Source organism: Bradyrhizobium sp. 76 (assembly GCF_023073025.1).
In the GTDB taxonomy this organism is placed as follows: domain Bacteria; phylum Pseudomonadota; class Alphaproteobacteria; order Rhizobiales; family Xanthobacteraceae; genus Bradyrhizobium.
On sequence record NZ_JADPIS010000090.1, the window covers coordinates 1,232,390 to 1,258,430 of the forward strand.

Here is a 26,041-nt window from a genome sequence, read left to right on the forward strand (position 1 = left end):
AGACCAACAGGCTAGAAGTCAAGCTGGGCTCAAGGCCAAGACAGACGCAAAAGACAGATTCAAAGACCGGGAAGGACGCCGATGACCGTGCATACTGGAAGGCATTTTCTCCAGATTCCAGGACCGACCAACGTGCCCGACCGGGTGCTGCGGGCGATGGACATGCCGACGCTGGACCATCGCGGTCCGGAGTTCGCCGAGCTCGGTTTCGCCGTCCTCGCCGGCATGCAGCGGGTGTTCCGCACCAAGCAGCCCGTGATCATCTTCCCCTCGTCCGGCACCGGCGCCTGGGAAGCCGCGATGGTCAACGTGCTCGCGCCCCGTGACAAGGTCCTGATGTGCGAGACCGGCCAGTTCGCCGTGCTGTGGCGCGGCATCGCCGACAAGTTCAAGCTCGACGTCGATTTCATCCCGAGTGACTGGCGCCATGGCGCCGATCTCGCCGAGATCGAGAAGCGCCTTGCCGCCGACAAGCAGCACACCATCAAGGCGGTCTGCGTCGTCCACAACGAGACCTCGACCGGCTGCGTGACGCCGCCGCTGGAGGTGCGCAAGCTGCTCGACCGGGTCAAGCATCCCGCGCTGCTGATGGTCGACACCATCTCCGGCCTCGGCTCGATCGAGTACGAGCACGATGCCTGGGGCATCGACGTCTCGGTCGCCGGCTCGCAGAAGGGCCTGATGCTGCCACCGGGCCTCGGCTTCAACGCCGTCTCGGAGAAAGCGCTCGCGGTGGCCAAGGCCAACCCCGGCATGCGCTCCTATTGGGACTGGCAGGAGGTCATCTCCTTCAACAAGCTCGGCACCTTCCCCTATACGCCCGCCACCAATTTGCTCTACGGCCTGCGCGAGGCGATCAAGATGCTGGAAGAGGAGGGGCTCGAGAACGTCTGGACCCGCCACAAGCGCCATAGCGCGGCGACGCGCGCCGCGATCAAGGTCTGGGGCCTGGAGACGCAGTGCGCCGATCCTGCCGCGCATTCGCCGGCGCTGACAGGCGTGCGCGTGCCTGATGGCCATGACGCCGATGCCTTCCGCAAGGTGGTGCTGGAAAACTTCGACATGTCGCTCGGCACTGGCCTGAACAAGGTCAAGGGCAAGGTGTTCCGCATCGGCCATATCGGCCATTTCAACGACCTGATGCTGATGGGGACGCTCGCCGGCGTCGAGATGGGCCTCGATCTTGCAAAGATCCCGCACCGGAGCGGCGGCGTGTTGGCGGCCATGGACGTCCTGAAGGGACGCGACGCGGTGCCGATGACCAAAGCTCAGGTGGCCTGAAGGCCCAGGTTGCCTGAACTAACCTAGAGAAAAGAGAGCGCGCGATGAACGCACCGACGACCGCCAACGAAGACCTGCTCTACTCCGTCACGGACGGCATCGCGCGGATCACCTTCAACCGCCCGCAGGCGCGCAACGCATTGACCTTCGCCATGTACGAGCGCATGGCGGAGATCTGCCAGGAGATTAACGCCGACCGCTCGATCAAGGCGCTGATCCTGACCGGCACCGGCGACAAGGCGTTTGCCTCCGGCACCGACATTTCTCAATTCCGTGCGTTCAAAACCGCGCAGGATGCGCTCGACTATGAGGCCCGCATCGACCGCGTGCTCGGTACGCTCGAGCAGTGCCGCGTGCCCGTGATTGCGGCGATCGCGGGGGCATGCACCGGCGGCGGCGCCGGAATTGCGGCTTGCTGCGACCTGCGCATCGGGACTGAAACGACGCGCATCGGGTTTCCGATCGCGCGCACGCTCGGCAACTGCCTGTCGATGTCGAACATCAGCCGCGTCGTCTCGCTGGTCGGCCCCGCCCGCACCAAGGATCTGATCTTCAAGGCACGCCTCGTCGAAGCGCCGGAAGCACTGGCGCTCGGCCTTCTCAACGAGATCGTCCCTGATGTCGAGACGCTGCAGCGCCGCGCCGACGAGACCGCCAGGCTCGTGGCGAGCCACGCCCCGCTGACGCTTGAAGCGACCAAGGAGGCAGTCCGCCGCATCCGCCGCACGCTGTCGCGCGAAGAGGGCGAGGATCTGATCCTCAAAGCCTATATGAGCGAAGATTTCCGCGAGGGAATGGACGCCTTCCTCAACAAGCGCACGCCGAACTGGAAGGGCAAGTAGGGCATCTCCGGCTTGGCTTCGTCAGCCGAAAGTCATAGGCGGCGGGATGCCCGCCTGCTTGAACTCGCCGGCATTAGTCCGCACAATGCATCGATAAATTCCTGGCAAACAAAGCCAATAATCCAGGGGACGAAACTGGTGCGAATTCTAATGCAAGCTGTTGGCGTCGCAGCAGCGCTATCGTTGAGCACGCCGGCCTTTGCGGGATGGGAGCCGACCAAACCGGTCGAGATCGTGGTCGCGGCGGGCGCGGGCGGCGCCTCCGACCAGATGGCGCGGATGATGCAGGCCGCCATCCAGAAGAACAATCTGATGAAGCAGCCGATCGTGGTCTCGCTAAAGGGCGGGGCTTCCGGCGCTGAAGCGCTGATGTACATGAAATCCAGCGAGGGCGACCCCAACAAGGTGCTGATCGCCTATTCGCTGATCTACATGCTGCCGCTGTCGGCAAAGATCCCGTTCAACTGGCGTGAGCTGACCCCGGTTTCGGTGATCGCGCTCGACCAGTTTGTGCTGTGGGACAACAGCGCGGGTCCCAAGACGGTGAAGGAGTTCGTGGCAGCCGCGAAGGCGGCGAGCGCGCCGTTCAAGATGGGCGGCACCGGCTCAAAGCGCGAGGATCACGTGTTGACCGTGTTTCTCGAGCAGAAGACCGGCGCGAAATTCTCCTATCTGCCCTACAAGTCCGGCGGCGAGGCCGCGACCCAGCTCGTCGGCAACCACACCGAATCCAACGTCAACAATCCATCCGAAAATCTCGAGGTCTGGCGCGCGGGCCAGGTGCGTCCGCTCTGCGTGTTCGACAAGGAACGAATCTCCTACACCAGCAAGGTGACGGACACGCAGTCCTGGGCCGACATCCCCACCTGCAAGGAGGAGGGCGTCGATGTGCAGTATCTGATGCTGCGCGCGACGTTCCTGCCCGGCAAGGTCACGGCGGAACAGCAGGCGTTCTACGTCGAGCTGTTCCACAAGGTGACGCAGACGTCCCAATACAAGGACTACATGGAAAAGCAGGCGCTGAAGCCGATCTTCCTCACCGGCAAGGACATGGTACAATTCCTCGAGGAGGACGATGCAGTCAACAAGTCGCTGATGACGGAAGCCGGATTCGTCGCGAAGTGATTGCTTCACCTCGCCCCGCTTGCGGGGAGAGGTCGGATTGCATCGAAGATGCAATCCGGGTGAGGGGGGACTCTTCGCGAGTCCAACTCTCACCGTCCCCGCCGTGACTTCCCCTCACCCTAACCCTCTCTCCGCAAGCGGGGAGAGTGGATCAGCCGCAGCGGTTGTTGTCAGCTCATGCCCCAAACCGATCTTGAAATCGTCGTCGACGATCCGACCGCGCCCGAAGACGACTCGCCTTCCGTCGTCTCCTCCGGCACGATCGAGATATTCGTCTGTCTGCTGTTGCTCGCGTTGGCCGCCACGCTCGGCTACGACAATTGGCGCACCGGCGCCTCCTGGGATTCGACCGGGCCGGAGCCCGGCTATTTTCCCTTCTATCTCTCCGTCGTTCTCGGTGGTGCCAGCCTCTACGGCCTGATCGTGGCGCTGGTCGCGCACCGCGCGGCAGCTGAGACCTTCGTCACGCGCGCGCAAGCCCGCCGCGTGATGGCGGTGTTCGGGCCGACGCTGCTGTTCTGCGTGACGACGCAGTTTCTCGGCCTCTATGTCGCGAGTTTCCTCCTGATCGCCAGCTTCATGCGTCTGGTCGGCAAGATCGCGCTGTGGAAGTCGCTGCTCACCGCTGCTGTATTCACGGCGGTCATGTTCGTGACCTTCGACATCGCCTTCGACGTCATCATGCCGAAAGGGCCGCTCGAAGCGGCCTTCGGCCACTAAGGCGGGCCCGCGATGGAAGCTTTCGGTCTCTTGCTTCACGGCTTTGCGGTCCTGCTGACGTGGAAGACGCTCGCGCTGATGATGGTCGGGCTGGTGCTCGGCATCTTCGTCGGCGTCTTGCCCGGGCTCGGCGGACCCAACGGCGTCGCGATCCTGCTGCCGCTCACCTTCACGATGGATCCGACCTCGGCGATCGTGATGCTGTCCTGCATCTATTGGGGCGCGCTGTTCGGCGGCGCGATCACCTCGATCCTGTTCAACATCCCGGGCGAGGCATGGTCGGTCGCGACCACTTTCGACGGCTATCCGATGGCGCAGCAGGGCAGGGCGGCGGAAGCGCTGACGGCGGCGTTCACGTCCTCCTTCATCGGCTCGCTGGTCGCGGTGCTCCTGATCACCTTCCTCGCCCCGATGATCTCGTCCTTTGCGCTGAAGTTCGGTCCTCCCGAGTTCTTCGCGGTGTATCTCCTGACCTTCTGCTCCTTCGTCGGTCTCGGGCGCGAGGCCAAGCACAAGACTGTCATCTCGATGTCGCTGGGGCTGTTGCTCGCCGGCATCGGCATGGACACGGTGTCTGGCAATCTGCGCATGACCTTCGGCTCGTCCGAGCTGCTCCGTGGCATCAACTTCCTCGTCGCCGTCATCGGCCTGTTCGGCATCAGCGAGATCCTGTTGACGATGGAGGAGCGCCTTGCGCTGCGCGGACACGCGGCGAGCATTTCGCTGCGCGTCGTGCTGAGTGTGTGGAAAGGCCTGCCGAAATACTGGGTGACGCTGCTGCGCTCCTCCTTCATCGGCTGCTGGCTCGGCATTACCCCGGGCGGCGCGATCGCGGCCTCTTTCATGGGCTACAATCTCGCCAAGCGTTTCTCCAAGGATCCCGAGAGCTTCGGCAAGGGCCGCATCGAGGGCGTGTTCGCGCCCGAGACGGCGGCGCATGCCTCCGGCACCGCGGCGCTGCTGCCGATGCTGGCGCTCGGCATTCCCGGCTCCGGCACCGCCGCGATCCTGCTCGGCGGGTTGATGGTGTGGGGGCTCAATCCGGGACCGCTGCTGTTCGTCGAGCACAAGGACTTCGTCTGGGGCCTGATCGCCTCGATGTATCTCGGCAATGTCGTCGGCCTCGTGCTGGTGCTGACGACGGTGCCGATCTTCGCCTCGATCCTGCGCGTGCCGTTCGCCGCGGTGGCGCCGATGATCGTGGTGTCATGCGCGATCGGCGCCTATGCGATCCAGAATGCGATGTTCGATATCTGGCTGATGCTCGGCTTCGGCGTCGTCGGCTACGTCTTCAAGAAGATCGGCATTCCGCTCGCTCCGTTCACGCTGGCGCTCGTGCTGGGCAACCGCGCCGAGGATGCCTTCCGTCTGTCGATGATCGGTGCCGGCGGCGACCTCAAGGTGTTCTGGTCGAACGGCTTGGTCGGCTCGATCACGACGCTCGCGATTGTGCTGCTGTTCTGGCCGGTGATCGACGGTTTGCTCGCCCGTGTCGGATTGACGCGAACGCCGCGCCCGCGTCGCTCCAAATGAGCAAATCTTCAGTCAGCAGATTCGCCCCATTTTTCCATTCTGAACGCGAGAGTTCCTGCGCTGCAAGATCATTCCAGTGTGAGATAGGCACGACACTCTTTAAGTTGACACTGCTTGGAGCCGCAAACAAAAATCGTATTCAGTTGTGGGATCCAGGCTTTCGGCAATGATTCCCGCCAGATTTACTTTGCCAATACGAGGGTCGGACGAAACCAGTGCTTTGTTACCGTTGGCGGGAGCTTCGCATAAAGTATAAGTAGGCACATATTGTGTTCTCCATTGTGCAAATACTTCGCCGCAAGTGATACAGTGGAATTCTCCGGCTTCCGATGCCACTGCGAGCCGTATTGAACGAGCGTAAACAGAGCGGCACGTCGGACAGGCCACATGGCCATAGGAATGAGAAGTCGACATGCCAATTCCTCACCATAGCTCTAAAAGCGGACCGGCTTAGGTCGCCCCACCCAACGCTTTCGCTCGGTACGCACCTTATATAGGATAAAACATCGCAGGAGGAGTTTCGACGAACGCACGGGTGGTTCTCCCATGACTAAGAACGAGAAGAAATCCGCGGCCTCTGCTTTGGCGGTCTTGGTCAGCCTTTTTGTTTCGTCTTGCGTGAGCTCCCAGCAGACTTCCTCAGACAAGGCAGTTCGGACCAGTGCCCCTTGGGCTCGCGACCTTAATGAGCCACCGCCAACCCGAGTGCCGGCGGTTCGCCCTGCGTCAGCTGATCTCCGGGGTGCTGGCGATAAAGCATCGCGCTAGCGCATGGGCCAAACGCTCCATTCATTCTGTGATATCGCTTCTGCGAAACTTATTTGAGGCTCACACTACCTTGGCCGCTTTGAGAGCTGTAATTTCTTCTTGATCGAAACCGAATTCGGCGAGTACTTGGTCGGTCTGCTCGCCGAACTCCGGTGGCCGTGCCACCATCCTGCTCGGCGTGCGGGACAGTGTGACTGGCTGGCCGACCAGGCGGATGTCGCGATCCTCGTCATTCGGTACCTCCTGCGCGATGCCGAGGTGCTTGACCTGCGCGTCTTCGAACATCTGGTCGATGGCGTAGATCGGCCCGCAGGGCACGCCGGCCTCGTTGAGTTCACGGACCCACGTCTCGGTGGACTTCGTCAAGGTACGCTTCTCGATCTCGGCGTTGAGCGCGTCGCGGTTCTTGGAGCGGGCCGGCGCGGTCACATAGTCGGGATGGCTGTAAAGCTCCGGTGCGCCGAGTGCCTGCGCGCAGCGTTCCCAGATCCGGCCGCCCGTGGTGGCGATGTTGATGTAGCCGTCCGAGGTCTTGAACACGCCGGTCGGAATGCTGGTCGGGTGGTTGTTGCCGGCCTGCTTGGCCACTTCCTTTTCCATCAGCCAGCGTGCGGCCTGGAAGTCGAGCATGAAGATCTGGGCCTGCAGCAGCGAGGTCTGCACCCACTGGCCCTTACCCGAAACCTCGCGCTCCAGCAGTGCGGTGAGGATGCCCATGGCACAGAACAGACCGGCGGTGAGGTCGGCGACCGGAATGCCGACCCGCATCGGGCCTTCGCCCGGCGCGCCGGTGATCGACATCAGTCCGCCCATGCCTTGCGCGATCTGATCGAAGCCCGGCCGCTTGTGGTAGGGCCCGTCCTGGCCGAAGCCGGAGATGCTGCCGTAGACGAGGCGGGGGTTGATCCTGGCGAGGCCCTCATAGTCGATGCCGAGCTTCTTCTTCACGTCGGGCCGGAAATTCTCCACCACAACGTCGGCCTTGGCAGCGAGGCGCTTGAACAGGGCGAGCCCGCGCTCGTCCTTCAGGTTCAGCGTCATCGCCCGCTTGTTGCGATGCAAGTTCTGGAAGTCGGAGCCCCGCCGCGGCCCGCCCGGCTGTTCGCCGCCGGCATCCTCGGTGAGCGCGTCGATCTTGATCACGTTCGCGCCCCAATCCGCGAGCTGCCGCACGCAGGTGGGCCCGGACCGGACGCGGGTCAGATCGAGCACGGTGAAGCGCGACAGGGCTTCCGAGGCATGCGGAAAGGGCATCTTGATGGGCTCCGGGACAGATTGCGGGCCTACCATAGTGCCGAAAGACCATGCAGCAAGACGTCACGCGGCAGGTCAGGGCCGCGCGGATGCCACCTGTCGAAATGCAATGCCTGAGGGGCGCCCGCGAAGGATCAGCGCGCCAGCCGCTTCAGCTCAGTGCGCGCCTGCGCGGCCAGCGGGTCATCGCCGTGGCGCGCAATGAACAGCTCGAACGCCGCCCGCGTTCCCGTGCGACGGGCGGATTCGTACTCCTCCGCGACCGCAGCCGAGGGGTCGCGGGCCATTGGAACGGAGGGCGCGCGCCCCGCTGTGCCGCCTTGTTTGCCGCTCTCATCCGCGTTGGCTTTTCCGACCATGTCAGGCAGTCCTCCGAAGGGCAGTTGGCCCGGCCCTGCGAGCGCCACCAGGGCGCCGAACAGACCGGCCGAGAGGGAACGTGGTTTCATGATTTCACTCGCAACACGGCAGCTAGCCGGAACCGACGTCCTTGCCCTGGCCCGTATGAATACGGGATTTGATGGCTAACACGGCCTTACGGAAGGAGTCTGGACCGGTTCGCCAAAATTAAACCAAACGTTCAACTCTCAAGCTAGAATCACCTGTCGCGCCCCGAATCGAACGGGGGTTGCTGCTTCGGAGATTCCCTTGGCTACCGCCGTCAACGTCAGTGCCACCAACAACGCCGAGATCGACGGCCTGCTGTCGGGCTACAAATGGACCGGCACGATTACCTACAGCTTTCCGGACGCTGCAAGCGACTACGCCAGTCCCTACAGCGGCGGCAGCAGTGAGCCGACGACCTCGGGTTTTGCCTCGGCGCCGAGTCAGATGCAGGCGGCGATCAATTACGCGATCGGACTGATCCTCGGCTACACCAACGCCAACATCCAGTACGCCGGGACGAACGGCGCCGACATCATGGTCGCGCAGTCGCCGGCCGCCAGTCCGACCTCCTATGCCTATTACCCCGGCAACTACGCGTCCGGCGGCGACATCTGGTTCGGAACTGCCTACAACTATTCGCTGGCTGCGCTCGGCAACTACTATTTCACGACTGCGTTGCACGAGCTCGGACACGCCCTTGGCCTGAAGCACAGTCAGGAGACAGGCGGCCTCGCCAATGTCGCGGTGCCGAGCGCGCATGACGACAGCGAATACACCGTCATGAGCTATCGCAGCTATGTCGGTGCTTCGACGACGAGCGGCTACACCAACGAAGCCTATGGATATCCGCAGACCTATATGGCCAACGATATCGTCGCGCTGCAGACGATGTACGGCGCGAACTACACGACTCAGGGTGGGACCACCGTCTATACATGGAGTTCCACCACCGGGCAGGAGTTCATCAACGGCGTTGGCCAGCCGGCCGACAATGGTGGTGCCGGTGGGTCGGCCAATCGCATCTACCAGACAATCTGGGATGGTGGCGGCGTCGATACCTACGACCTGTCGAACTACACGACGAACCTGAGCATCAATCTCAATCCAGGTGCGTCGTCCGTGTTCTCGTCGGTTCAACTGGCCAACCTCGGAAACGGCCATTACGCATCGGGCAACGTCTACAATTCCTATCTCTACAACAACGACGGGCGTTCGCTGATCGACAACGCCATCGGCGGCTCCGGCAACGACACGATCATCGGAAATGCCATCGCCAACGCGCTGAACGGCGGCGGCGGCAACGACACGATCACAGGCGGCGGTGGAAATGATACCATCATCGGGGGCGCCGGAACCGACACGGCGATATATTCGGGGAATCGTTCGAGCTATTCGATCCTGTACAACTCGGCGACGCAGACCTTCACCATTGTCGATCAGCGCTCCAGTTCACCCGACGGCACAGATACCGTCACAGGAGTGGAATATTTCCAGTTCGCTGATGGCAGCACAATTGCTGCTCAATCCTTGCTATCCGACCTGACGGCCTCTTTCGATCACATCAACGGCACGACCATCATCGCGCCAGGCGGATCCATCAGCGTCGACTTCTGGATGGTGAATTTTGGCAGCGGATCAAGCCCGGCGTCGACTTCGGGACTTTATCTCTCGACCGATGCGACGATCACCACCGGTGACGTATTGCTGTCTACGGTTACCTCTCTGACGCTGTCGTCCAACGGGACGGCCGGCTACTACGACCATCAGACCGTGACGTTGACGCTGCCCGGCAATCTGGCCCCAGGGACGTATTATGTCGGCGGGATCGCGGACTACACTAATTCAGTCGCTGAGAGTAACGAGGCGAACAACAACCACAATGTCACGCAGATCACCGTGACCGGACCGGCGCAGCCTGACCTGACGGCCTCCTTCGACAACGTCAGTAGCACGAGTCTTGCCGGGGGCGACAGCACGACGGTCGACTTCTGGCTGGTGAATTTCGGCAAGGCCGCGGCCGCCGCATCAACGTCGGGCGTTTATCTCTCGGCCGATGCGACGATCACCACGGGTGACACGTTACTGACCACGATCGCGTCTCCGGGCCTGACCGCCAACGGGGCGGCCGGCTACTACGACCATCAATTTGTGACGTTGACGCTGCCTGGCAATCTGGTCCCAGGGACGTATTATGTCGGCGGGATCGCGGACTACACTAATTCAGTCGCTGAGAGTAACGAGGCGAACAACAACCACAATGTCACGCAGATCACGGTAACCGGACCGTCGCAGCCCGACCTGACAGCATCCTTCGACAGCGTCAGCAGCACGAGCGTCGCGGTGGCTGGCAGCACGACCATCGACTTCTGGCTTGTGAATTTCGGCAAGGCCGCAGCCGCCATGTCAACTTCAGGCGTCTACCTCTCAACCGACGCGACGATCACCACTAGCGACACTTTGCTGACCACGATCGCATCTCCAGGCCTGACTGCCAACGGGACGGCCGGCTACTACGACCATCAGACCGTGACGTTGACGCTGCCAGGCAACCTGTCCGCGGGGACCTACTACATCGGAGGGATCGCGGACTACGCAAATTCGGTCACCGAGAGCAACGAGGCAAACAACAACCACAGCGTCACGCAGATCACGGTAACCGGACCGGCGCAGCCCGACCTGACAGCATCCTTCGACAGTGTTAGCAGCACCAGCTTAATTGCGGGCGGCAGCACGAACGTCGATTTCTGGCTGGTGAATTTCGGCAAGGCCGCGGCTGCTCCATCGGTCTCAGGCTTCTATTTTTCCATGGATCCGACGATCACTACCGGCGACACATTGTTGGCGACTGTCTCCTCTCCGGGGTTGTCGGCCAACGGAACGCCCGGTTACTACGATCACCAGACGGTCCCGCTGACGCTGCCGAACAACGTGGCCCCAGGAACCTACTACATCGGCGGGATTGCGGACTACACCAGCGCAATTGGCGAAAGCAACGAGATCAACAACAACCACAACGTCACTCAGATCACCGTGGTTGCACCGCCATCGCCGAGCCAGCCAGCTGCGCTGTTCCATATCGGTCACGATCTGCTGGTCTAGTCTAGAGAGTGTAATATTCAAGCAAAATCCGTCGCGAGCCTGCGGATAATGCTCAAGTCGGGGGCGCTTCAAGTTCACGACTGCCAGGTGTCTCGACGATGCGGAGCAAGTGGCGGCCGCTTCAAGGAAAGGGACAGCAGCAGGACGATGCAAGCGGCGTCAGGGATAGCCGCACGTTCAAGCGGCTTGGTCGTCCGTGTCCGTAGCCCAAGTGATGATGTGTCCGACCATACCATGAACGCCGTCCCGTGATTCTGCATGCCATGTCGAATGTGAAGAGCATCCAGCGCGCGGGTCGTGAGCGGCGTCAAATCCAGACTGGACAAGAACATCGCGACGGAAGCTACGGCCACCTTTTGCGCCCAAGCGAACTCGGCTTCGCGGATCAGCTTGGTCAGCGAGCGTTGTTCTCCCGAGTGCCGGAGTTGGGCTTTCCATGGGTTGACTGGGTTATGGTTTGGAGTGTTAGAATTCCGGCTCACTTGGACTGAGTTCGGGATTGTTCATGACTTCGCGGTTGACCCTCGCCGTAGTGATCTTGGCGTTTTTTGTTTGCAGTGTCGGATCGTTGATGATCTGCGGTATTTTATTCCCGACGATGCACATCGGCAGATCAGATTCTGTACCGCTTCAAGCCGTCGCTAGCGTCGCTGCAATGGCTGTCTTCGTCCCGGTTTTTCTCGCGGCCAGATTTTCATTCGGATATCTTGTCGCATTTCCGATTTTTTCGGCCGTGCTGTCTTTCGTTTGGCTGAGCTTCGTCAGCGTATTCGACTATCAGCACGCAACAGCGAGATATTCGATGGTGCTCGCGCTCATTGCCGCGATTACCCCGCCTTTGTTCCTCAATGTAGACATCCCACGGCCGGCCCTCTCAGATCGGGCGATGAGTCGCCTGATTGTCCTATTGGTCGTCGCGTCTACTGCAGTGCTCATCGCAGATATGTCGTTCGGTGTTGCTTTCGGAGATCCGTATGGTTCTAGCCGTGGCAACGTGGCCCGACCTGCATGGATGAACTATCTAACCGGAATCGTTCTTGGGGCCGTTATACCCTATCTATTTGCTTATTTTTCGATCCGAAAGCAGTGGTATTTTGCAATATGCGTCGCCGTTCTCGATCTTTGTTTTTACCCGGTCGTACTCAACAAGAGCGTTCTTATGTTGCCGGCATGGCTGCTTTTTCTATTTTGGCTCTTCGGGAGGTTCAGCCCGAGGTTGGCGACAGTCTTAAGCTTTCTAATCCCGATGATCTTTGGCCTGCTAGACGCGGCCTCTCTATTTGTCTTTCCAGATCATCCCTTCGTGGTTTTCAGTGCGATAAATCTGCGCTTCAGCGCAGTCCCGGCCCTTGCAATCGACCACTACGCCGATTTTTTCTCGCGCCACACCACGACCAACTTCTGTCAGATATCATTCATCAGGCGCCTCATCGAGTGCTCATATGGTGAGCTTGGCGTGGAGATGGCAAATGTCTATCGAACTGGAAACTTTAATGCGTCATTTCTCGCTACAGAAGGGATCGCCTCGGTCGGGTTGAAGCTTGCTCCGATATCCGCGCTCTTTTGCGGGCTGATCTTGGCTGCCGGTTCTATGGCATCTCGGCACCTATCTCCCCGCTTCATCGCTGTGTCGTCTGGTGCCGCCGTTCCCATCATTACGAATGTCCCTCTAACGACGGCCCTTCTAACTAACGGGGTTGGGCTTCTGTTTCTGCTTTGGTGGATCACATCTTCGCCGGGACGCGGTCTTTCCTTACCAGATACGAAACACCGATAGCGTGGTGTCTTTTGGGGTCTCCAAAATTATTGAACAAAATTGCGCCGCTGGTGATACGTTTTTTGCACGCGATACTGATGTTCCTGTGGGGCTAGCAAGGCAAGCGGAGACGTCACCATTGCCGGACGCCGCCACTACAGAAACCACTCCAGTGGAGGCAATCATAGTTCGGTCCCAAAACTTGCGTGAATAAACCCCCGGGTTTGCCGGGTCAATCGGGGTGACTGTTTCTGATGCAAATCAATTCTGCTAGTGCCCTGCGCGACTGTCGGACCAGTGAAACAGTTCGCGGTGTCGTTCATCGCCACGTCGGCGCCGAGCGAGTTCGTCAGGGCAGATAAGCTGACGGCGCAAGTTCGAGAGGTGCTGGTCGTCGACCGCTCAACCCAGTGCCGCACGTGACGGGACGAGGCACCACCTGCCACTGGCGCCCCCAGCGCTTGAGCTGTCCACTTTGATGTACCATCTGACTTGCAAGTACGCGGTATTAGGAGAGGCAATCTTAACCGACGTCAAACCATTGATCGTGTCCGCCCCAACGTGCGCGACGACGAGTGTATTGGTGCCCCCACTGTTCCCTGGAAGTCTGCGACAATGATCGACAATACCGGAGCGGCCTTCGACAAACGCTTGGGGACTCGGTCGAAGAACAGGCGAACCCAGCGATAGAGACTGCGAGCAACGCCACTAGTAAGGTCAGCTGGTCAGTTACATTCGATGCCGCGGCGCCCGACACGTTTTGAGAGGGATTTTGGCGACTTCCCCTGAGCTGGCCTAAAAAAGACGAAGCTCTGGCCTTCCCTCTTTCGCCGGACTAGGCTAGGTGAATTCGGTATCCGGAAGGCCTTCCTCCCGAGGAACGACTGATCTTTACGAACCCGTTGCGGCTCTCCGTCGCTGGCGGCAAGTGACCGTTCTAATGTCGCCGAAACAGATGTACCGATTTTCCCTCGTGAGGTTGAGATGACGAGCAGCGTTGGTGTATCCGTTGAGCCGCGGCTGAGCGTCGTCATCGCGGTTTTCAATGAGGAGAACAACCTCTCGGCGCTTATTGACGAGATCAACGCCGTCTGCGATGCGCGCCGCTGGGTGCGCGAGATTATCGTGGTCGACGACGGCTCTACCGACAACAGCGCGCGCGTTGCGGGTTCCATGGCGAACGTCACGGTATTCCGTTTTCGACGCAATTTTGGACAGACCGCCGCCTTCGATGCCGGTTGCCACGCAGCTCAATACGAATACGTCATTACCATGGACGGCGACGGGCAAAACGACCCCGCTGACATTCCCAGTCTGATCGCGCATCTGGAGGCCAACAATCTGGACGTGGTCTCAGGCTGGCGTGTCCACCGGCAGGATACGTTCGCCAAGCGCTTTGTCTCGCGCGGCGCCAACCTGCTGCGCAAGGTATTTCTCAACGACGCCATCCACGACAGCGGCTGTTCGTTGAAGATCTACCGGCGTGAGTGTTTCGACAACGTTCATCTGTACGGCGAAATGCACCGGTTCATCCCGGCGCTGCTCGAAATGCGGGGGTTTTCTGTCGGAGAACTTCCGGTCAATCACCGGGCGCGGCGGAGCGGGGCTTCGAAATACAACGCGGTCCGGACCATCAAGGGGCTCGCCGATATCGTGCTGCTCTGGTTCTGGCGCAGCTATTCGGTTAGGCCGATCCATCTGCTCGGTGGCATCGGAGTTCTGTTCTTCGTTGTGGCGGCGATTTTCGGCGGTCGCACGTTCTGGCTGTTCGTCACCGACAGAAAATTGTCGAGCACGCTGGAGCCGCTGCTGACCGTCTTCAGCTTCATCGCGGGGCTGTTGTTCGTGTCGCTTGGCATCCTAACCGACATCCTGATCAAGATTTACTATGCGATCTCTGCCGAGCGTTATTATTCGGTTCGCGAGATCATCAAGAACGGCTCGGTCATGAAGGTGGCCGACCTCCCGAACAAACTGGGCGACGGGCGTTCCGGATGTGCTTCAACGGAAGTCCCATGATTGCAGTGAACGCGCAGGGAATGACCCATGAGGTGTCGCCGGTATCAGCTCCGCTGAAGCAGGTCGGAATCAGTGCGTTTCCGTTGTCGATGGGGCGAGACACCGGGCGGGGGCTGGAACGGGTGATCGCCGAATTGGTCACGGGGCTTGATGCCATCGGACAGCCTTACGTCTTCCATGATCGCGGCATGCTTCTTACCGAAACCGCCGTGCTTCGGCAGGCGGCGAATTTCCTGTGGAATCTGCGCGGCGTCCGGCACGACGTTTGGTTCAGCGTTTATTCGGTGTCGGCGATCTTCACGATCCTGGCGCGCAAGCGCCCGGTCGTAACCGGGGTCTATGATCTCATTCCCTTTCTGGCGCGGGGCTACGACAATTTCCTGAAATATTCGATCAAACGTCGGTGCATCGAATTCGCCTGCCGGCATAGCGACGGCCTGATCGTACCGTTTCCATCGACGGCCGAGCAGGTGGTGAACATGTTCGGGGTACGGCCGGATCGTATCGGCGTGATCCCGCTTGGCATCGACCACAGCAGGTTTTGGTGCGACGCGGCGATCCCCAAGCGCAAATTCCGCATCGGATTTTTGGGCGAAGCCAAGCGGGCGAAAGGGCTCGATACCGCGATTCTCGCCTTTGCCGAAGTTGTCAGTCAAAATCCAGCAGCGTTTCTGGCGATCGCAAGCGGCGGAAATGAACTGGAAGAGATGAAGGATCTGGCGCGCAAAAACATTCCGCCGGGCCGGTACGAATTTATCGGCTTCGTGCCCGAAGAGAACATGAGGCAGTTCTATTCCGAGCTGGATCTGTTTTTGTTTCCTTCGAGGTATGGATTCGGCATGAGTGCGGTCGAGGCCATGGCGTGCGGAACACCCGCGATCGCCGGCCGTACACTTGATTCGACGGATTTCTTTACCCACGAACTGTCGTTGGTCGACCCGAACTCGCCCGCAGAATTGGCCACTCGGATATTGCTGCTTCTGACCGACCGGCAACGCTACACCGACTTGCGGGAATGGTCGTTGAAGCGGGTCCAGTCCCTGTCGTGGACACGCATGGCCGAGAAATATGTGGAGTTCTGGAAGCAGGTGCGGGATCGCCACGGATCCGGCGATCGTCCCCTGTCTGCCTGAGAAGGTCTGCCTCCGAGGCGAGGTTTGGCGTGCCGTGCTTGCTGCAATGTCGCGCGGCGAATAGTGTATTTTGTCCATCAAGGATTTTGCATCATTGTCATCCACGATTTCAGCGCCCGCAAAGCACAGGTGGCGCGGCGCTTTCCGAACTTCTGCGACCTTCGGACTTGCCGCCGCGACGCTGGTTTCAATAGTGACGTATTTCTCGGCGCTTTCGCAATATCCGACAGCCGATCAGGACATGACGATGAAGCGCCTGGGCGCGTTTATCGCTGATGTGCGGTCGATCCAGTTGACCGACGGCTCGTTGATTTCCCAGCTGCTGATCGCGTATCCGGGGAAGTGGCTGGACCGAGCGCTGGCCTATTCCTATCAACTCAATGACCTGATCGCCTGGGATATTCACTACACGCCGATGTTGCCGTTTGCGCTGATCCAAGTCGTCGTCGCGTTGGCGTTCATCGCGTATCTGGCGGCACTCGTAGTGCGGCTTGCATCGCCGTGCGGTTGGCGTCTGAACTCGTTCCTGTTCGCGGTTCTGGTCATCATGAACTTTCCTATGCTCAAGGGCATCGCAAAGGTTCTGAAATACGATATTCTTTCGACGCTGTTCGCCGCCATTGCCATCCTACATTATGTTGGATACCGCGCGCTCGGTCGCAACGGCCCCGCCGTTGTCGCGGTATTCGGTGCACTCGCCTATCTTGAAAAGGATACGACGCTTGCGATCACGCTTCTGATCTGCTGGATCGAACTGCTGTTGATACCCTTCCAGGTGCCAACGGAGGGTGCGGCGGCATCAGCCGGCCGGTTTCTTCGGATCTTTGTGCTGACGTTTCTGATTGTGTTCGCACTGCTGGTGCCGAAGATCTGGCTAAACCCGCGCGTGATGCTCTCGGCGTTTTCGAGCGCGCCGCTGTATTTCGTTAACATCGAGCCATCTCTGGCGGTATTCGTCGCTGGCCTTCTTGCTCTGGCCTATATCGGACTGCCCGCCGCACGGCAACGATGGCCGGCTCTCGTCCCGGCCAAGGTTCCGGCGTTTGCCGTCACCATGTGCTTTGCCGCCGTCGCGTTGCTGGTCTTCGCACTTGGTGCATCGGCGATATTATTCCAGTCGAACGTCCTGTTCGATCCGACGATCGCCGGCAATGATATCGATATCCAAAAGTTGCGCGCGCAGTCCATCTATGTTGCGAGGCCGATAGCCTATAGCGCAATCACGACCATGGATCACAGCGCCATGCTCCAGCACGTAAAGGTGTTTTGGAGCATGGTTCGTGCGATTTTCTACACCTTGCCGGAGACTACCCTGTTGATGATAATCGGAGCAGCGCCATTGTTCCTGTTTGTTGCGCGAAAAGATGCGTCAGTCCTCAAGACGCATGCCGCGCCGCTTTTTCTGGTATTGCTGTTCCCGGTAGCGCTGCTGGTCGCATTCAGTCTGGCGGACCTTCCGTTCGAGCCGAAATATCTCGTTCTAGTGAGTCTGCTGCTGACGATTTTCGGCGTCTATTCGACGTTGCTCTGGCTCGATCACGCCGCCGTGCCCGTCGCCTCCGCGGTGCAATTGGCGATCGCAGGGCTGATGGTGTTGGTCGCGGTATCGGCCGCGCCGTCATACCTGCGGTATAAAAACGTGTTGCGGGATCGATCGCTTGAGAACGCGGCGGCGCTCGATATGAATCACTACATTTGGTGGACATGGCCCGGATGGGGTGAAACCGCTTATCCAATCAGCCAATACATTGAAACCAGTTTCACCAAGAGGCCGATCACAATCGCCTTCGACTATTGGGCGCCGTTTTATCGGGCGCCGGGGCTGACGTGGCTGCCGTCCGACTTCACGAAATGCCAGTCTATCGATGATCTGAAAGTGCGGTTGCGGGAATTACAGTCGCACTCAGTAGACTTTCTGATCATTAGCAAGAATATGAGCAACCGGCAGTTGTGCCTAAACACCATTCTCGCTCGGATGCGCGATAATGCCGTTTTTGTCGATACTCAGCAGGGGATTGAATACGGTTGGCTATTCAGATTAATGGATATTGTCGGGGCATTTGCCCGCTAGTAGAGGGTGGACTCGAAGCTCCGCGAGCCGGGTGCGGTCCGCGGGCAGGATCTGCCTCTCGTGGTCCCCAACGTTGAGAGGATTGTTTGGCGAAGACCGTCACAAGCGAGAACGGATGGCTGGCGGCTCGGCGGTGGCGGACCATCCAGAGCAGTGTTCCCGTCACATGTATCGACCTGCTGTTAGTGCGGAAGGATCATCCCAAAGGAAGTCGTCAGTTGGGCCTTATCTATAGGGAAACCCCGCACCAGGGACGCCGATGGTGCCTCATAGGGGGGCGCCTCCGACTTAATGAGACATTCCGAGCGGCCGTTATTCGTCAACTTCGTGAAACCTTGGGCACGGCCATTTCGCGCAATTTGAGCGTCGAGCTGCAGCCCGTTCTCGCCGCTGAATACCTCTCCCGGAAGGCTCGTGGAGCCCTTTTCGATCCCCGCCAACACGCGGTCGGACTCGTCTTTGTGGTCGAAGTAGGAGCGGATTTCAAGCCTAGACCGCAGGGCGAGGCCCTAAAATTTGGATGGTTTCAGGAAGAGGAACTGCGGGGGCGGGCAATGCTGGGATTCGGGCAGAAGAAAGTTGTTATTGAATGCGTTCGGCGGCTCGGCTTGCGATCCACCCTATTGACCTGATTGTTGGCTTCATTTGAGTCAGCCCCTCTCGATTTTCAGCCGGAAGTATGTTCTTAGACCTATCTCCGGCTGATCCTGCAGATCGGCAACACCCTTCGATCCTTAAGGGCCACATTATGTTTGTAAAGAATTGCCGCATGTGCGCGAGCGAGCGTCTCGCTCTCTTTCTCGACCTGGGAGAGATGCCGCCGGCCGATCAGTTTCTGCACAAGCACCAGCTCAGCGAGCATCGCGATGCCTACCCGCTCCAGGTCGCGGTTTGCGAAGAGTGCGGCCTTATCCAGCTGAACTATGTGGTTCCGCCGGAAATCCTGTACTGCGACGACTACCCCTATGAATCGTCGACCACATCGGCCGGCCGAAGGCATTGGGGCGAGTTCGCGCGCACCACGACCCGGCTGCTGAATCTGACCGAAAACGATCTCGTTGTAGACATCGGCAGCAATGTCGGCGTGCTGCTGCAGATGTTCAGGGAGCAAGGAACGAAAGTTCTCGGCGTCGACCCGGCCGCCAATATCGCCGAAATCGCCAATAAGAATGGCATCGAGACTGTGGCGGCGTTCTTCAACAGCGAAACCGCCCGCAAGATTGTCGCCAGCAAGGGCCACGCCACGGTCATCACCGGGACCAACGTGTTCGCCCATGTCGGCGACCTGCAGGACCTGATGCATGCAGTTTCCACCCTGCTGGCCCCGCGCGGTACCTTCATCATCGAGGCGCCCTATTTGCTCGAATTGCTGCACAGCCTGGAATACGACACGATCTATCACGAGCACCTGTCCTACCTGTCGCTGAAGCCGCTGGTGCGGTTCTTCCAGCAGTTCGGCATGGAAATCTTCGACGCCCAGCTTCGCGACATTCATGGCGGCTCGATTCGCCTGTTCGTGCGCCGGATCGGCGCCTCGGCCAGCCCGGTCGCCCCGATCGTCGACCAGATGCTGGCCAATGAGGAGCGCGAGAAGATCTATGAATTGGACACGCTCCGGCAGTTCGCAAAGAACGTCGCCAGCAATCGCGAGGCGCTGCGCGCGCTGCTGACCAGTCTCAAGCAAAGCGGCAGCAAGATCGTCGCGGTGAGCGCGCCGGCCAAGGGAATGACCCTGCTGAACTATTGTTCGCTCGGCAGGGACTTCCTTGATTTCGTCACCGAGAAATCGAGTCTGAAGATGGGGCGCTACACGCCGGGCATGAACCTTGAAGTCGTTCCTGACGATATGTTACTGACGCACCAACCTGATTATGCGCTTCTGCTGGCGTGGAATTTCGCAGAAGAGATCATGAACAATCTGAAGGAGTTTTCGGATCGGGGCGGGAAGTTCATCATCCCGATTCCGACCCCCAGAATCGTCGGCTGACATCATTCCGGACCGTTCTGCCAGGCAGCCCTGGGTAACTTGTTTTCGGCAGATAGGGAGTTACGAGATGGACGTAAAAAAGCTTCCGATTTCCTTTGCGGACAAGCGCGGGGAAATCATTGACGTGTTGCAACGGGAGCCCATCGAGTACGCGACCATCATTCACAGCCGGAAGGACACGGTTCGCGCCAACCACTATCACAAGGAAACCTGGCAGTGGCTCTATGTGCTGTCGGGCAAGCTTCGCGCGGTGTCGCAGATGCCGGACCATGCGCCGACCGAGGCGATCATGGGGCCCAACGATCTTATCCTCAGCGTTCCCCACGAGCGGCATGCCTTTGAGGCGCTGGAAGACACCGTATTTCTGGTGCTGACGCGCGGCCCACGCGGGGGCGAGGATTACGAGAAGGATACTTATCGTCTCGACATCCCCCTGATCGCGCCGAGGTCGTAATGGAAGTCGCCCCGTTCATTCCAGTCTCCGAACCCCTGGTCGGAGACAACACGCTTCCCCTCGTCAGCGAATGCGTCAATACCGGCTGGGTTTCTTCGGAGGGTCGTTTCATTCCGGAGTTCGAGCGCAAATTTTCGCAGTTTTGCGGCGCTGCGCACGGTGTGGCCGTCAGCAATGGCACCACGGCGCTCCAGGTTGCCATGAAGGCATTGAGTCTCGAGCCCGGCTCCGAGGTCATCATGCCCTCCTACACCATCATCTCCTGCGCCATCGCAATACTGGAGGCTGATTGCGTGCCGGTGCTGGTGGATTGCGATCCCGAAACCTGGTGCATGGATCTCGATCAGGTTGAAGCTGCGATCACGCCGCGAACGCGGGCGATCATGCCGGTGCATATGTTCGGGCATCCCGTCGACATGCGCCGCGTCATGAAGCTCGCAGCCAAACACGATCTTCGCATTATCGAGGACGCCGCGGAGGCCCACGGTGCGGAAGTCGAGGGCCGCCGTGTCGGTAGCTTCGGCGACATGGCCTGCTACAGCTTCTACGCCAACAAGATCGTGACGACAGGCGAAGGCGGGATGGTCGTCACCAGCAGTGACCACTATGCTGGCCGGCTGCGCTCCCTCCGCAACCTTTGCTTCCGCCCGGAGCGGCGATTCTATCACACCGAAATCGGTCACAATTACCGCCTGACCAATCTGCAGGCCGCAATCGGCGTGGCGCAGGTTGATCGCGTCGAAGATCACATTCGGCGCAAGCGCAGAATGGCCATCGCCTATCGTGAACGGCTGTCCGATCTTGCGCAGATTACGTTGCCGGTCGAGCGGGATTGGGCAAAGAACGTCTACTGGATGTATTGCCTCATCCTTGCCGATGACGTTGGCTTCGACGCCGTCGAATTTGCAAAGCGCCTGCGCGCAAAGGCGATCGACACGCGGCCGCTTTTCCTCGGCATGCACGAGCAACCGGTTCTGCGCGAACGAGGCCTTTTTGCCGGAAGCAGCTATCCGGTGACGGAACGGCTCGCACGTCGGGGCCTGTATGTTCCTTCCGGATTGACGTTGACCGAGGCGCAGATCGATCGCGTCAGCGCCGCGGTTCGCGAGGTCCTTTCGTGACGGGCGTCTTCAACGACTCCTATGCGGCGACCTATGACACGGTGTATGCCGAAAAGAACTACGCCGCCGAATGCAAGGCGGTCGCGAAACTGATCACAAAATTCGGGCGCGGCCATATCCGGAAAATGCTGGACCTCGGCTGCGGAACCGGCCGACATGCCGTGATATTCGCAGGCGAAGGCTTTGACGTGACGGGCGTTGATCAGTCCGAACCGATGGTGGAGCGTGCACGCGACCGCGCTACGCAGATGAAGCTCGGAGCCAATCCGGAATTTCTATCTGGGGATATCAGGAATTTTTCGGGCAAGTCGCCGTTTGACGTGGCCGTGATGAATTTCAACGTCATCGGCTACATGACGGGCAATGAGGACGCTCTGGGCGCGTTGGGTGCAGCGCGAAAGAACTTGCGGCAGAATGGCTTGCTGATTGCGGACTTCTGGTACGGGCCGGCCGTGGTCGTGGATCCGCCAGGCGAAAACACACGAGAGTTCGAGACCGGCGATATGCGCGTCGTACGGTCCTCGTCAGGCCTTCATCTACCTGACAGCCAGTGCTGCGAAATCACGGTCAAGGTCACGCGCCTGCAGGGCGATCGCGTGCTCGATGAGGCACCGGAAACCCATCGGGTCCGCTATTTCTTTCCGCTGGAGCTTGAACTGATGCTTCGCGTCAGCGGATTTCAGCTCATGGTGTTGACCGGTTTCCCCGATGTCGACGCGCCCGCGAGCCCGCGCAAATGGGCCGCAGCGATGGTCGCGATCGCAGTCTGATTCCCGGTCAGTTCGACTACTGCGGCTTCGTGGCGGCCTGCAGATACATAACAGCCGCCATATCGAGCAAAGGATAAGCCTCGAGTTTTTCAAACGGCCAAAGAGTTCTCACGAATTCGGGGCCGGCCCGCCAGTGGAGCACCCGATTCACTTTCAGGCTCATGCCGGATTCCTGCAGCATCCGCGCAACGTTCGAGCGCGTGGCCGTAAACTGGCTCCATTCCAGCCGGTCTTTCGCGGCCTTGATGAAGTTGACCGGGTTCCAGACGATCGGCTCGCACACCACTATCGCGCCGCCGGGTCTCAAATGATCGCGCATGGATTCAATGGACGCCCGCGCGTCCTCGAAGTGGTGCATCGCGCCGCTGCAGAAGATCGCGTCGAAGGTCTTGTCGGTAGCGATGTCTTCCGCAGCCGAGACCACGTAGTCGACATTGAACCTGGCAAGGCGGATCTTTGCCTTCTCCAGCATCTTGGGCGATATGTCTGACAGGGTGTAGTGAATATTGCGATGGGCGTTGGCTTCAAGGAAATGGTAGGCGTGAATGCCCGTTCCCCCGCCAAGCTCCATTATGGCGTAGCGTTCGAGCCCCGGCACGCTGTCGAACATCACCTTCGAGATCTGGTCGATCTTGTAAAGATGGTTCGAGTTCTCGCGATTATAGGTTTCGTCGAAATGATCGGCGATAGTTTCGTAATGGTCGAGATTGTCTTGGCGCGCGGACATCTACAGTGTGCCCTCCAGAACTTCGTCTGATCTTTTGCCACATAGTTCGACGATGCACAACCCGCGGCGCATCCCGTCCGGAGTGCGGGGCAGCGGTCAGATAGGGCGGCTTCTCGTCATTTTACTCGCGAGTCCAGTTCTACTGGTGGCGCACCTAGATTCAGCGCGTGTTCGCGATCAGGCGCGGTTGCAGGCAACGGATCATGATGGACTTGATATGCCGTCTGTCGCCGGCGGCGCCCGTGTGACGACCACCATGCGCATGCGATGCCATTCCAGCAAGCCACCGACGAGGCCGAGCATGCCGTTGACCGCGATCACCAAGGCCGAGAGCGCTACTGCATCAGGCATCGACACGTTCTGCAACCGCAGCAGCGCCACCAGCGCGCCGCCAGCCGTGATTTGGCCGACTGTGATCGGAATGAATCCTGCGATACTCGTCAATCCTCCGATCCAGCACCAATCGAAGAAATCTAAATAGGCGCCGATCCCGAAAGCTAAAATCATGAATGTCAATACATTGATGATGTGCACCAGCGCGCCAAGCGTCACTCCGGCAAGCACCCGCCACGGATTATTGACCGCTGCATGCCATCGTTCAATCGCCTTGCGCACTTCTCGTGCGGCCACGGAGGAATAGGCCGGCGATCTGCCCTCGACCCATGACGCAATACGCTCGGCATGGTGAAAAAAGGCGTCGTGGCGTAGCGCAGCAAAGATGGCAACCAACAGCGTCAACCCGATCAGCGCGGTCAGTTGAAGTTGGGGGGGATATTTGCTTGAGGAAAACGCAAAGCCAAGCAGCGAGACAGCGAGCAGTCCGATGAAGGACGTCAGCCGATCGGTAAAGACCGAAACGGTCGCGCCGCTGACAGTGCCGGACTCGCGCGAGATCAAATAGATCTTCGCAGCTTCGCCGCTGGCCTGGCCTAAAAAGAAGAAGCTGTAGAACTGGCCGATTAGCGCTGCCCGGAAAAGTTTGGCAACCCTAATCGTCGGTATGACGAAGTGCCATTTCACGGCAATCAGGTAAACGGCAAGTATGGACATGGCGAATGCGCCTGCGATGGCACCGAAGCTCGAATGAAGAATGACGGCGTAGATCTCCCTGATGCCGCTGAGCCAAATGATAATGCCGATGACGGCGGGGATCATCACGAGCTTCAAGAACGACGAAAATCTTCGCATTAAGGTATCCGGTTCGATAGCGGTGCAGACGTTGGTTTTCCGAGGGCAGTTCATGAAAAACATTATGCGGTGGACGATAGCACCGTGACCACGGCTTCTCCAAGAGGGCCTCTCTCGACGTGTCGACAGAATTCCTGTCAATGATGCATGAAACGTTCGCGAGGCTGGAACAAGTCGCGATGACGGGATAACTTAACCAAAGGCGGCTTCCAGCGAACCGGGGCGGTTCAATCTCGAATTCCGCTTCGCTTTCCCTCACTCTGGTCGTTCTAGATCAAGTAGGACAGCTTGAAGATCGCCTACGATTCGAGTCGCGATAGCAACATCCTCACCCGCCACGAAATAAGAGCAATAGTCGTCGCGGCAAGCAAGAGCGCGATCAACGAAAATCCGAGAGGTAAGCCCGATGATCCATCTTGGAGCAGTGAGGCTCGGCCGGTCGCTCCCAGAAATGAAAACAAGAACACTTGCGGAGCGCTGAAGACTAAGGTCGCGATCGAATAGGTAACGATATCTACGTTTGTTAGTCCGAATAGATAATTTTGCATCGCGCTGGGAAGAGGTGCTCCAAGTCGCATTAGGGCGATGATCCGCCATCCTTCATCGTCTACTGCTTGTGCAATCGCCCGAAGTACCGGTCTGGTCACTAATTTTGCTTTGAACCAATTTGCCGCAATGTAGCGAGATGATAAGAATGCGAGTATGCCACCAGTTGTCCCACTCAGTAGAATGATCGGGGCTGCCGCTAACCCGAAAGTCGCTCCAGCTGCGAGTATGAGCACCGTGCGGGGAACGACGACGAAGGCGGTTAACAGAAAGATGACACAAAGCGCTACCGCCGACGCCATCGTCAAAACACCGAGGTGATGGAACCAGTTAATTACCGCTTCTGTCATGCCGAAACAAATTATCGATACCGTTACGATCTAACCTGTAACCCAATGATCCAGGGTCATCAAGGAGGCATTCAAGGCAGAGGGCATTAAAGCTGGTATGATTTGTGGCGAAGGGCTGCAAAAAGTCATTTCTTGCCCCGCGCAATCGCAATTGGATACAGTCAATTTCCGTAAAGCGTGAAATGAAGAACAAGCTAGACCTCTTTCCGGCGCGGCTCTGGTCGGCCCATGCGAGAATGGCGTTGCTGGTGAGCTCGGTGCCGTTGTCGCTGACCACCATCTTCGGCTTGCCACGTTCGATCATCAGTCGGTCCAGTTCCCGCACCACACGGACGCCGGAGAGCGAGGTGTCGGCCAGCAGCGCCAGGCACTCGCGGGTACAATCATCGACGACGGTCAGGATGCGGAAGCGGCGGCCGTCGGTCAGCTGATCCGACACGAAGTCGAGCGACCACCGGTCGTTCGGCGCCATCGGACCAGCATCGGCGCCCTGGTCCCGATCGCCCGCTTGCGGCCACCACGGCGGCGCACCGTCAGTTTCTCTTCTTGGTAGAGCCGGAAGAGCTTTTTGTGGTTGATCAGATACCCCTCCCGCCTGAGCAGAACATGCAGCCGCCGGTAGCCGAAGCGGCGGCGTTCCTGGGCCATCGCCCTCATGCGCTGGCGAAGGTTGGCATCGTCAGCCTGGGTCGTACGATATCTCATGGTCATGCGGCAGCAGCCGATGGCTTTACACGCCCGCCGTTCGCTCATCCCATGGGCATCCACCAGATGAGCGACAGCTTCCCGCTTCCCGGCGGGCGTCACCACTAATGGGATGACCCGCCCCGTCCTCTCAGTCAGACTGAGTTGGCTTTTGAAAGGAGGAAGCAATGAGGACACGGAACAAGCCCAGGCCGGCAACGGTGTT

19 protein-coding genes and 1 pseudogene are annotated in these 26,041 nt (G+C 59.3%); 14 read left to right on the top strand and 6 right to left on the bottom strand.

Translation table 11 applies throughout. From position 1 onward, the window contains the following. The first annotated feature begins 81 nt into the window (after positions 1-81). From IVB48_RS22555 to IVB48_RS22575, 5 genes are all read left to right on the top strand, one after another. Positions 82-1,281, top strand: a complete 1,200-nt coding sequence (locus IVB48_RS22555) for an aminotransferase class V-fold PLP-dependent enzyme (protein WP_247402946.1) — start codon at positions 82-84, stop codon at positions 1,279-1,281. Positions 1,282-1,325: 44 nt separating this feature from the next. Beyond that, positions 1,326-2,123: an enoyl-CoA hydratase/isomerase family protein gene (locus tag IVB48_RS22560; protein WP_204511855.1), complete on the top strand. Its 798-nt coding sequence runs from the start codon at positions 1,326-1,328 to the stop codon at positions 2,121-2,123. Between the two features lie 150 nt (positions 2,124-2,273). Further along, the gene (locus tag IVB48_RS22565) at positions 2,274-3,248 is read left to right on the top strand and encodes a tripartite tricarboxylate transporter substrate-binding protein (RefSeq protein ID WP_247402948.1); all 975 of its coding nucleotides are present in this window, start codon (positions 2,274-2,276) and stop codon (positions 3,246-3,248) included. A 177-nt stretch (positions 3,249-3,425) separates the two neighbouring features. After that, positions 3,426-3,968, top strand: coding sequence for a tripartite tricarboxylate transporter TctB family protein (locus tag IVB48_RS22570; RefSeq protein WP_247290331.1), 543 nt, complete (start codon positions 3,426-3,428; stop codon positions 3,966-3,968). Between the two features lie 12 nt (positions 3,969-3,980). Continuing rightward, positions 3,981-5,501: a tripartite tricarboxylate transporter permease gene (locus IVB48_RS22575; RefSeq protein WP_247402951.1), complete on the top strand. Its 1,521-nt coding sequence runs from the start codon at positions 3,981-3,983 to the stop codon at positions 5,499-5,501. An 828-nt stretch (positions 5,502-6,329) separates the two neighbouring features. Here the strand turns inward: IVB48_RS22575 and IVB48_RS22580 are convergent. Both IVB48_RS22580 and IVB48_RS22585 read right to left on the bottom strand, forming a co-directional pair. Then, on the bottom strand, positions 6,330-7,523 hold the full coding sequence (locus IVB48_RS22580) for a CoA transferase (RefSeq protein ID WP_247402954.1): 1,194 nt from the start codon (positions 7,521-7,523) through the stop codon (positions 6,330-6,332). A 134-nt stretch (positions 7,524-7,657) separates the two neighbouring features. Continuing rightward, positions 7,658-7,972, bottom strand: coding sequence for a hypothetical protein (locus IVB48_RS22585; protein ID WP_247290327.1), 315 nt, complete (start codon positions 7,970-7,972; stop codon positions 7,658-7,660). A gap of 199 nt (positions 7,973-8,171) precedes the next feature. Here IVB48_RS22585 and IVB48_RS22590 point away from each other — a divergent pair, with 199 nt between their 5' ends. The 9 genes from IVB48_RS22590 (at position 8,172) to IVB48_RS22630 (ending at position 22,320) form a co-directional block, all read left to right on the top strand. After that, positions 8,172-11,009 (top strand): CARDB domain-containing protein, encoded by a 2,838-nt coding sequence (locus IVB48_RS22590; protein WP_247402957.1) that lies wholly within the window; start codon positions 8,172-8,174, stop codon positions 11,007-11,009. 505 nt (positions 11,010-11,514) lie between these two features. Continuing rightward, the gene (locus tag IVB48_RS22595) at positions 11,515-12,786 is read left to right on the top strand and encodes a hypothetical protein (RefSeq protein ID WP_247402960.1); all 1,272 of its coding nucleotides are present in this window, start codon (positions 11,515-11,517) and stop codon (positions 12,784-12,786) included. Positions 12,787-13,749: 963 nt separating this feature from the next. Continuing rightward, complete coding sequence (locus IVB48_RS22600; RefSeq protein ID WP_247402962.1) at positions 13,750-14,784, top strand: glycosyltransferase family 2 protein; 1,035 nt, start codon at positions 13,750-13,752, stop codon at positions 14,782-14,784. Further along, positions 14,781-15,917, top strand: coding sequence for a glycosyltransferase family 4 protein (locus IVB48_RS22605; RefSeq protein ID WP_247402965.1), 1,137 nt, complete (start codon positions 14,781-14,783; stop codon positions 15,915-15,917). Before IVB48_RS22600 ends, IVB48_RS22605 begins: the two co-directional genes overlap by 4 nt. A 70-nt stretch (positions 15,918-15,987) precedes the next feature. Continuing rightward, entirely contained in the window at positions 15,988-17,988 is a 2,001-nt protein-coding gene (locus tag IVB48_RS22610) for a hypothetical protein (protein ID WP_247402967.1), read from the top strand. Positions 17,989-18,757: 769 nt separating this feature from the next. Continuing rightward, positions 18,758-19,975 carry a class I SAM-dependent methyltransferase gene (locus tag IVB48_RS22615; RefSeq protein ID WP_247402969.1) on the top strand — a complete coding sequence of 406 codons (1,218 nt, stop codon included), beginning with the start codon at positions 18,758-18,760 and terminating at the stop codon, positions 19,973-19,975. Positions 19,976-20,042: 67 nt separating this feature from the next. After that, positions 20,043-20,429, top strand: coding sequence for a cupin domain-containing protein (locus tag IVB48_RS22620; protein WP_247402972.1), 387 nt, complete (start codon positions 20,043-20,045; stop codon positions 20,427-20,429). After that, on the top strand, positions 20,429-21,550 hold the full coding sequence (locus IVB48_RS22625; protein ID WP_247402974.1) for a DegT/DnrJ/EryC1/StrS family aminotransferase: 1,122 nt from the start codon (positions 20,429-20,431) through the stop codon (positions 21,548-21,550). The genes IVB48_RS22620 and IVB48_RS22625 overlap by 1 nt, the downstream gene beginning before the upstream one ends. Further along, on the top strand, positions 21,547-22,320 hold the full coding sequence (locus tag IVB48_RS22630; RefSeq protein ID WP_247402976.1) for a class I SAM-dependent methyltransferase: 774 nt from the start codon (positions 21,547-21,549) through the stop codon (positions 22,318-22,320). Before IVB48_RS22625 ends, IVB48_RS22630 begins: the two co-directional genes overlap by 4 nt. A 16-nt stretch (positions 22,321-22,336) precedes the next feature. Here the strand turns inward: IVB48_RS22630 and IVB48_RS22635 are convergent, their stop codons facing one another. The 4 genes and pseudogenes from IVB48_RS22635 to IVB48_RS22650 form a co-directional block, all read right to left on the bottom strand. Next, positions 22,337-23,047 (bottom strand): class I SAM-dependent methyltransferase, encoded by a 711-nt coding sequence (locus IVB48_RS22635; RefSeq protein ID WP_247402977.1) that lies wholly within the window; start codon positions 23,045-23,047, stop codon positions 22,337-22,339. Positions 23,048-23,248: 201 nt separating this feature from the next. Further along, a complete protein-coding gene (locus IVB48_RS22640) occupies positions 23,249-24,202 on the bottom strand; it encodes a lysylphosphatidylglycerol synthase transmembrane domain-containing protein (protein ID WP_247402979.1) in 954 nt (317 codons plus the stop codon). A gap of 332 nt (positions 24,203-24,534) precedes the next feature. Then, entirely contained in the window at positions 24,535-25,131 is a 597-nt protein-coding gene (locus IVB48_RS22645) for a VTT domain-containing protein (RefSeq protein ID WP_247402982.1), read from the bottom strand. A gap of 211 nt (positions 25,132-25,342) precedes the next feature. Continuing rightward, positions 25,343-25,941: pseudogene (locus tag IVB48_RS22650) on the bottom strand (DDE-type integrase/transposase/recombinase); the annotation flags it as partial. Positions 25,942-26,041: the final 100 nt, after the last annotated feature.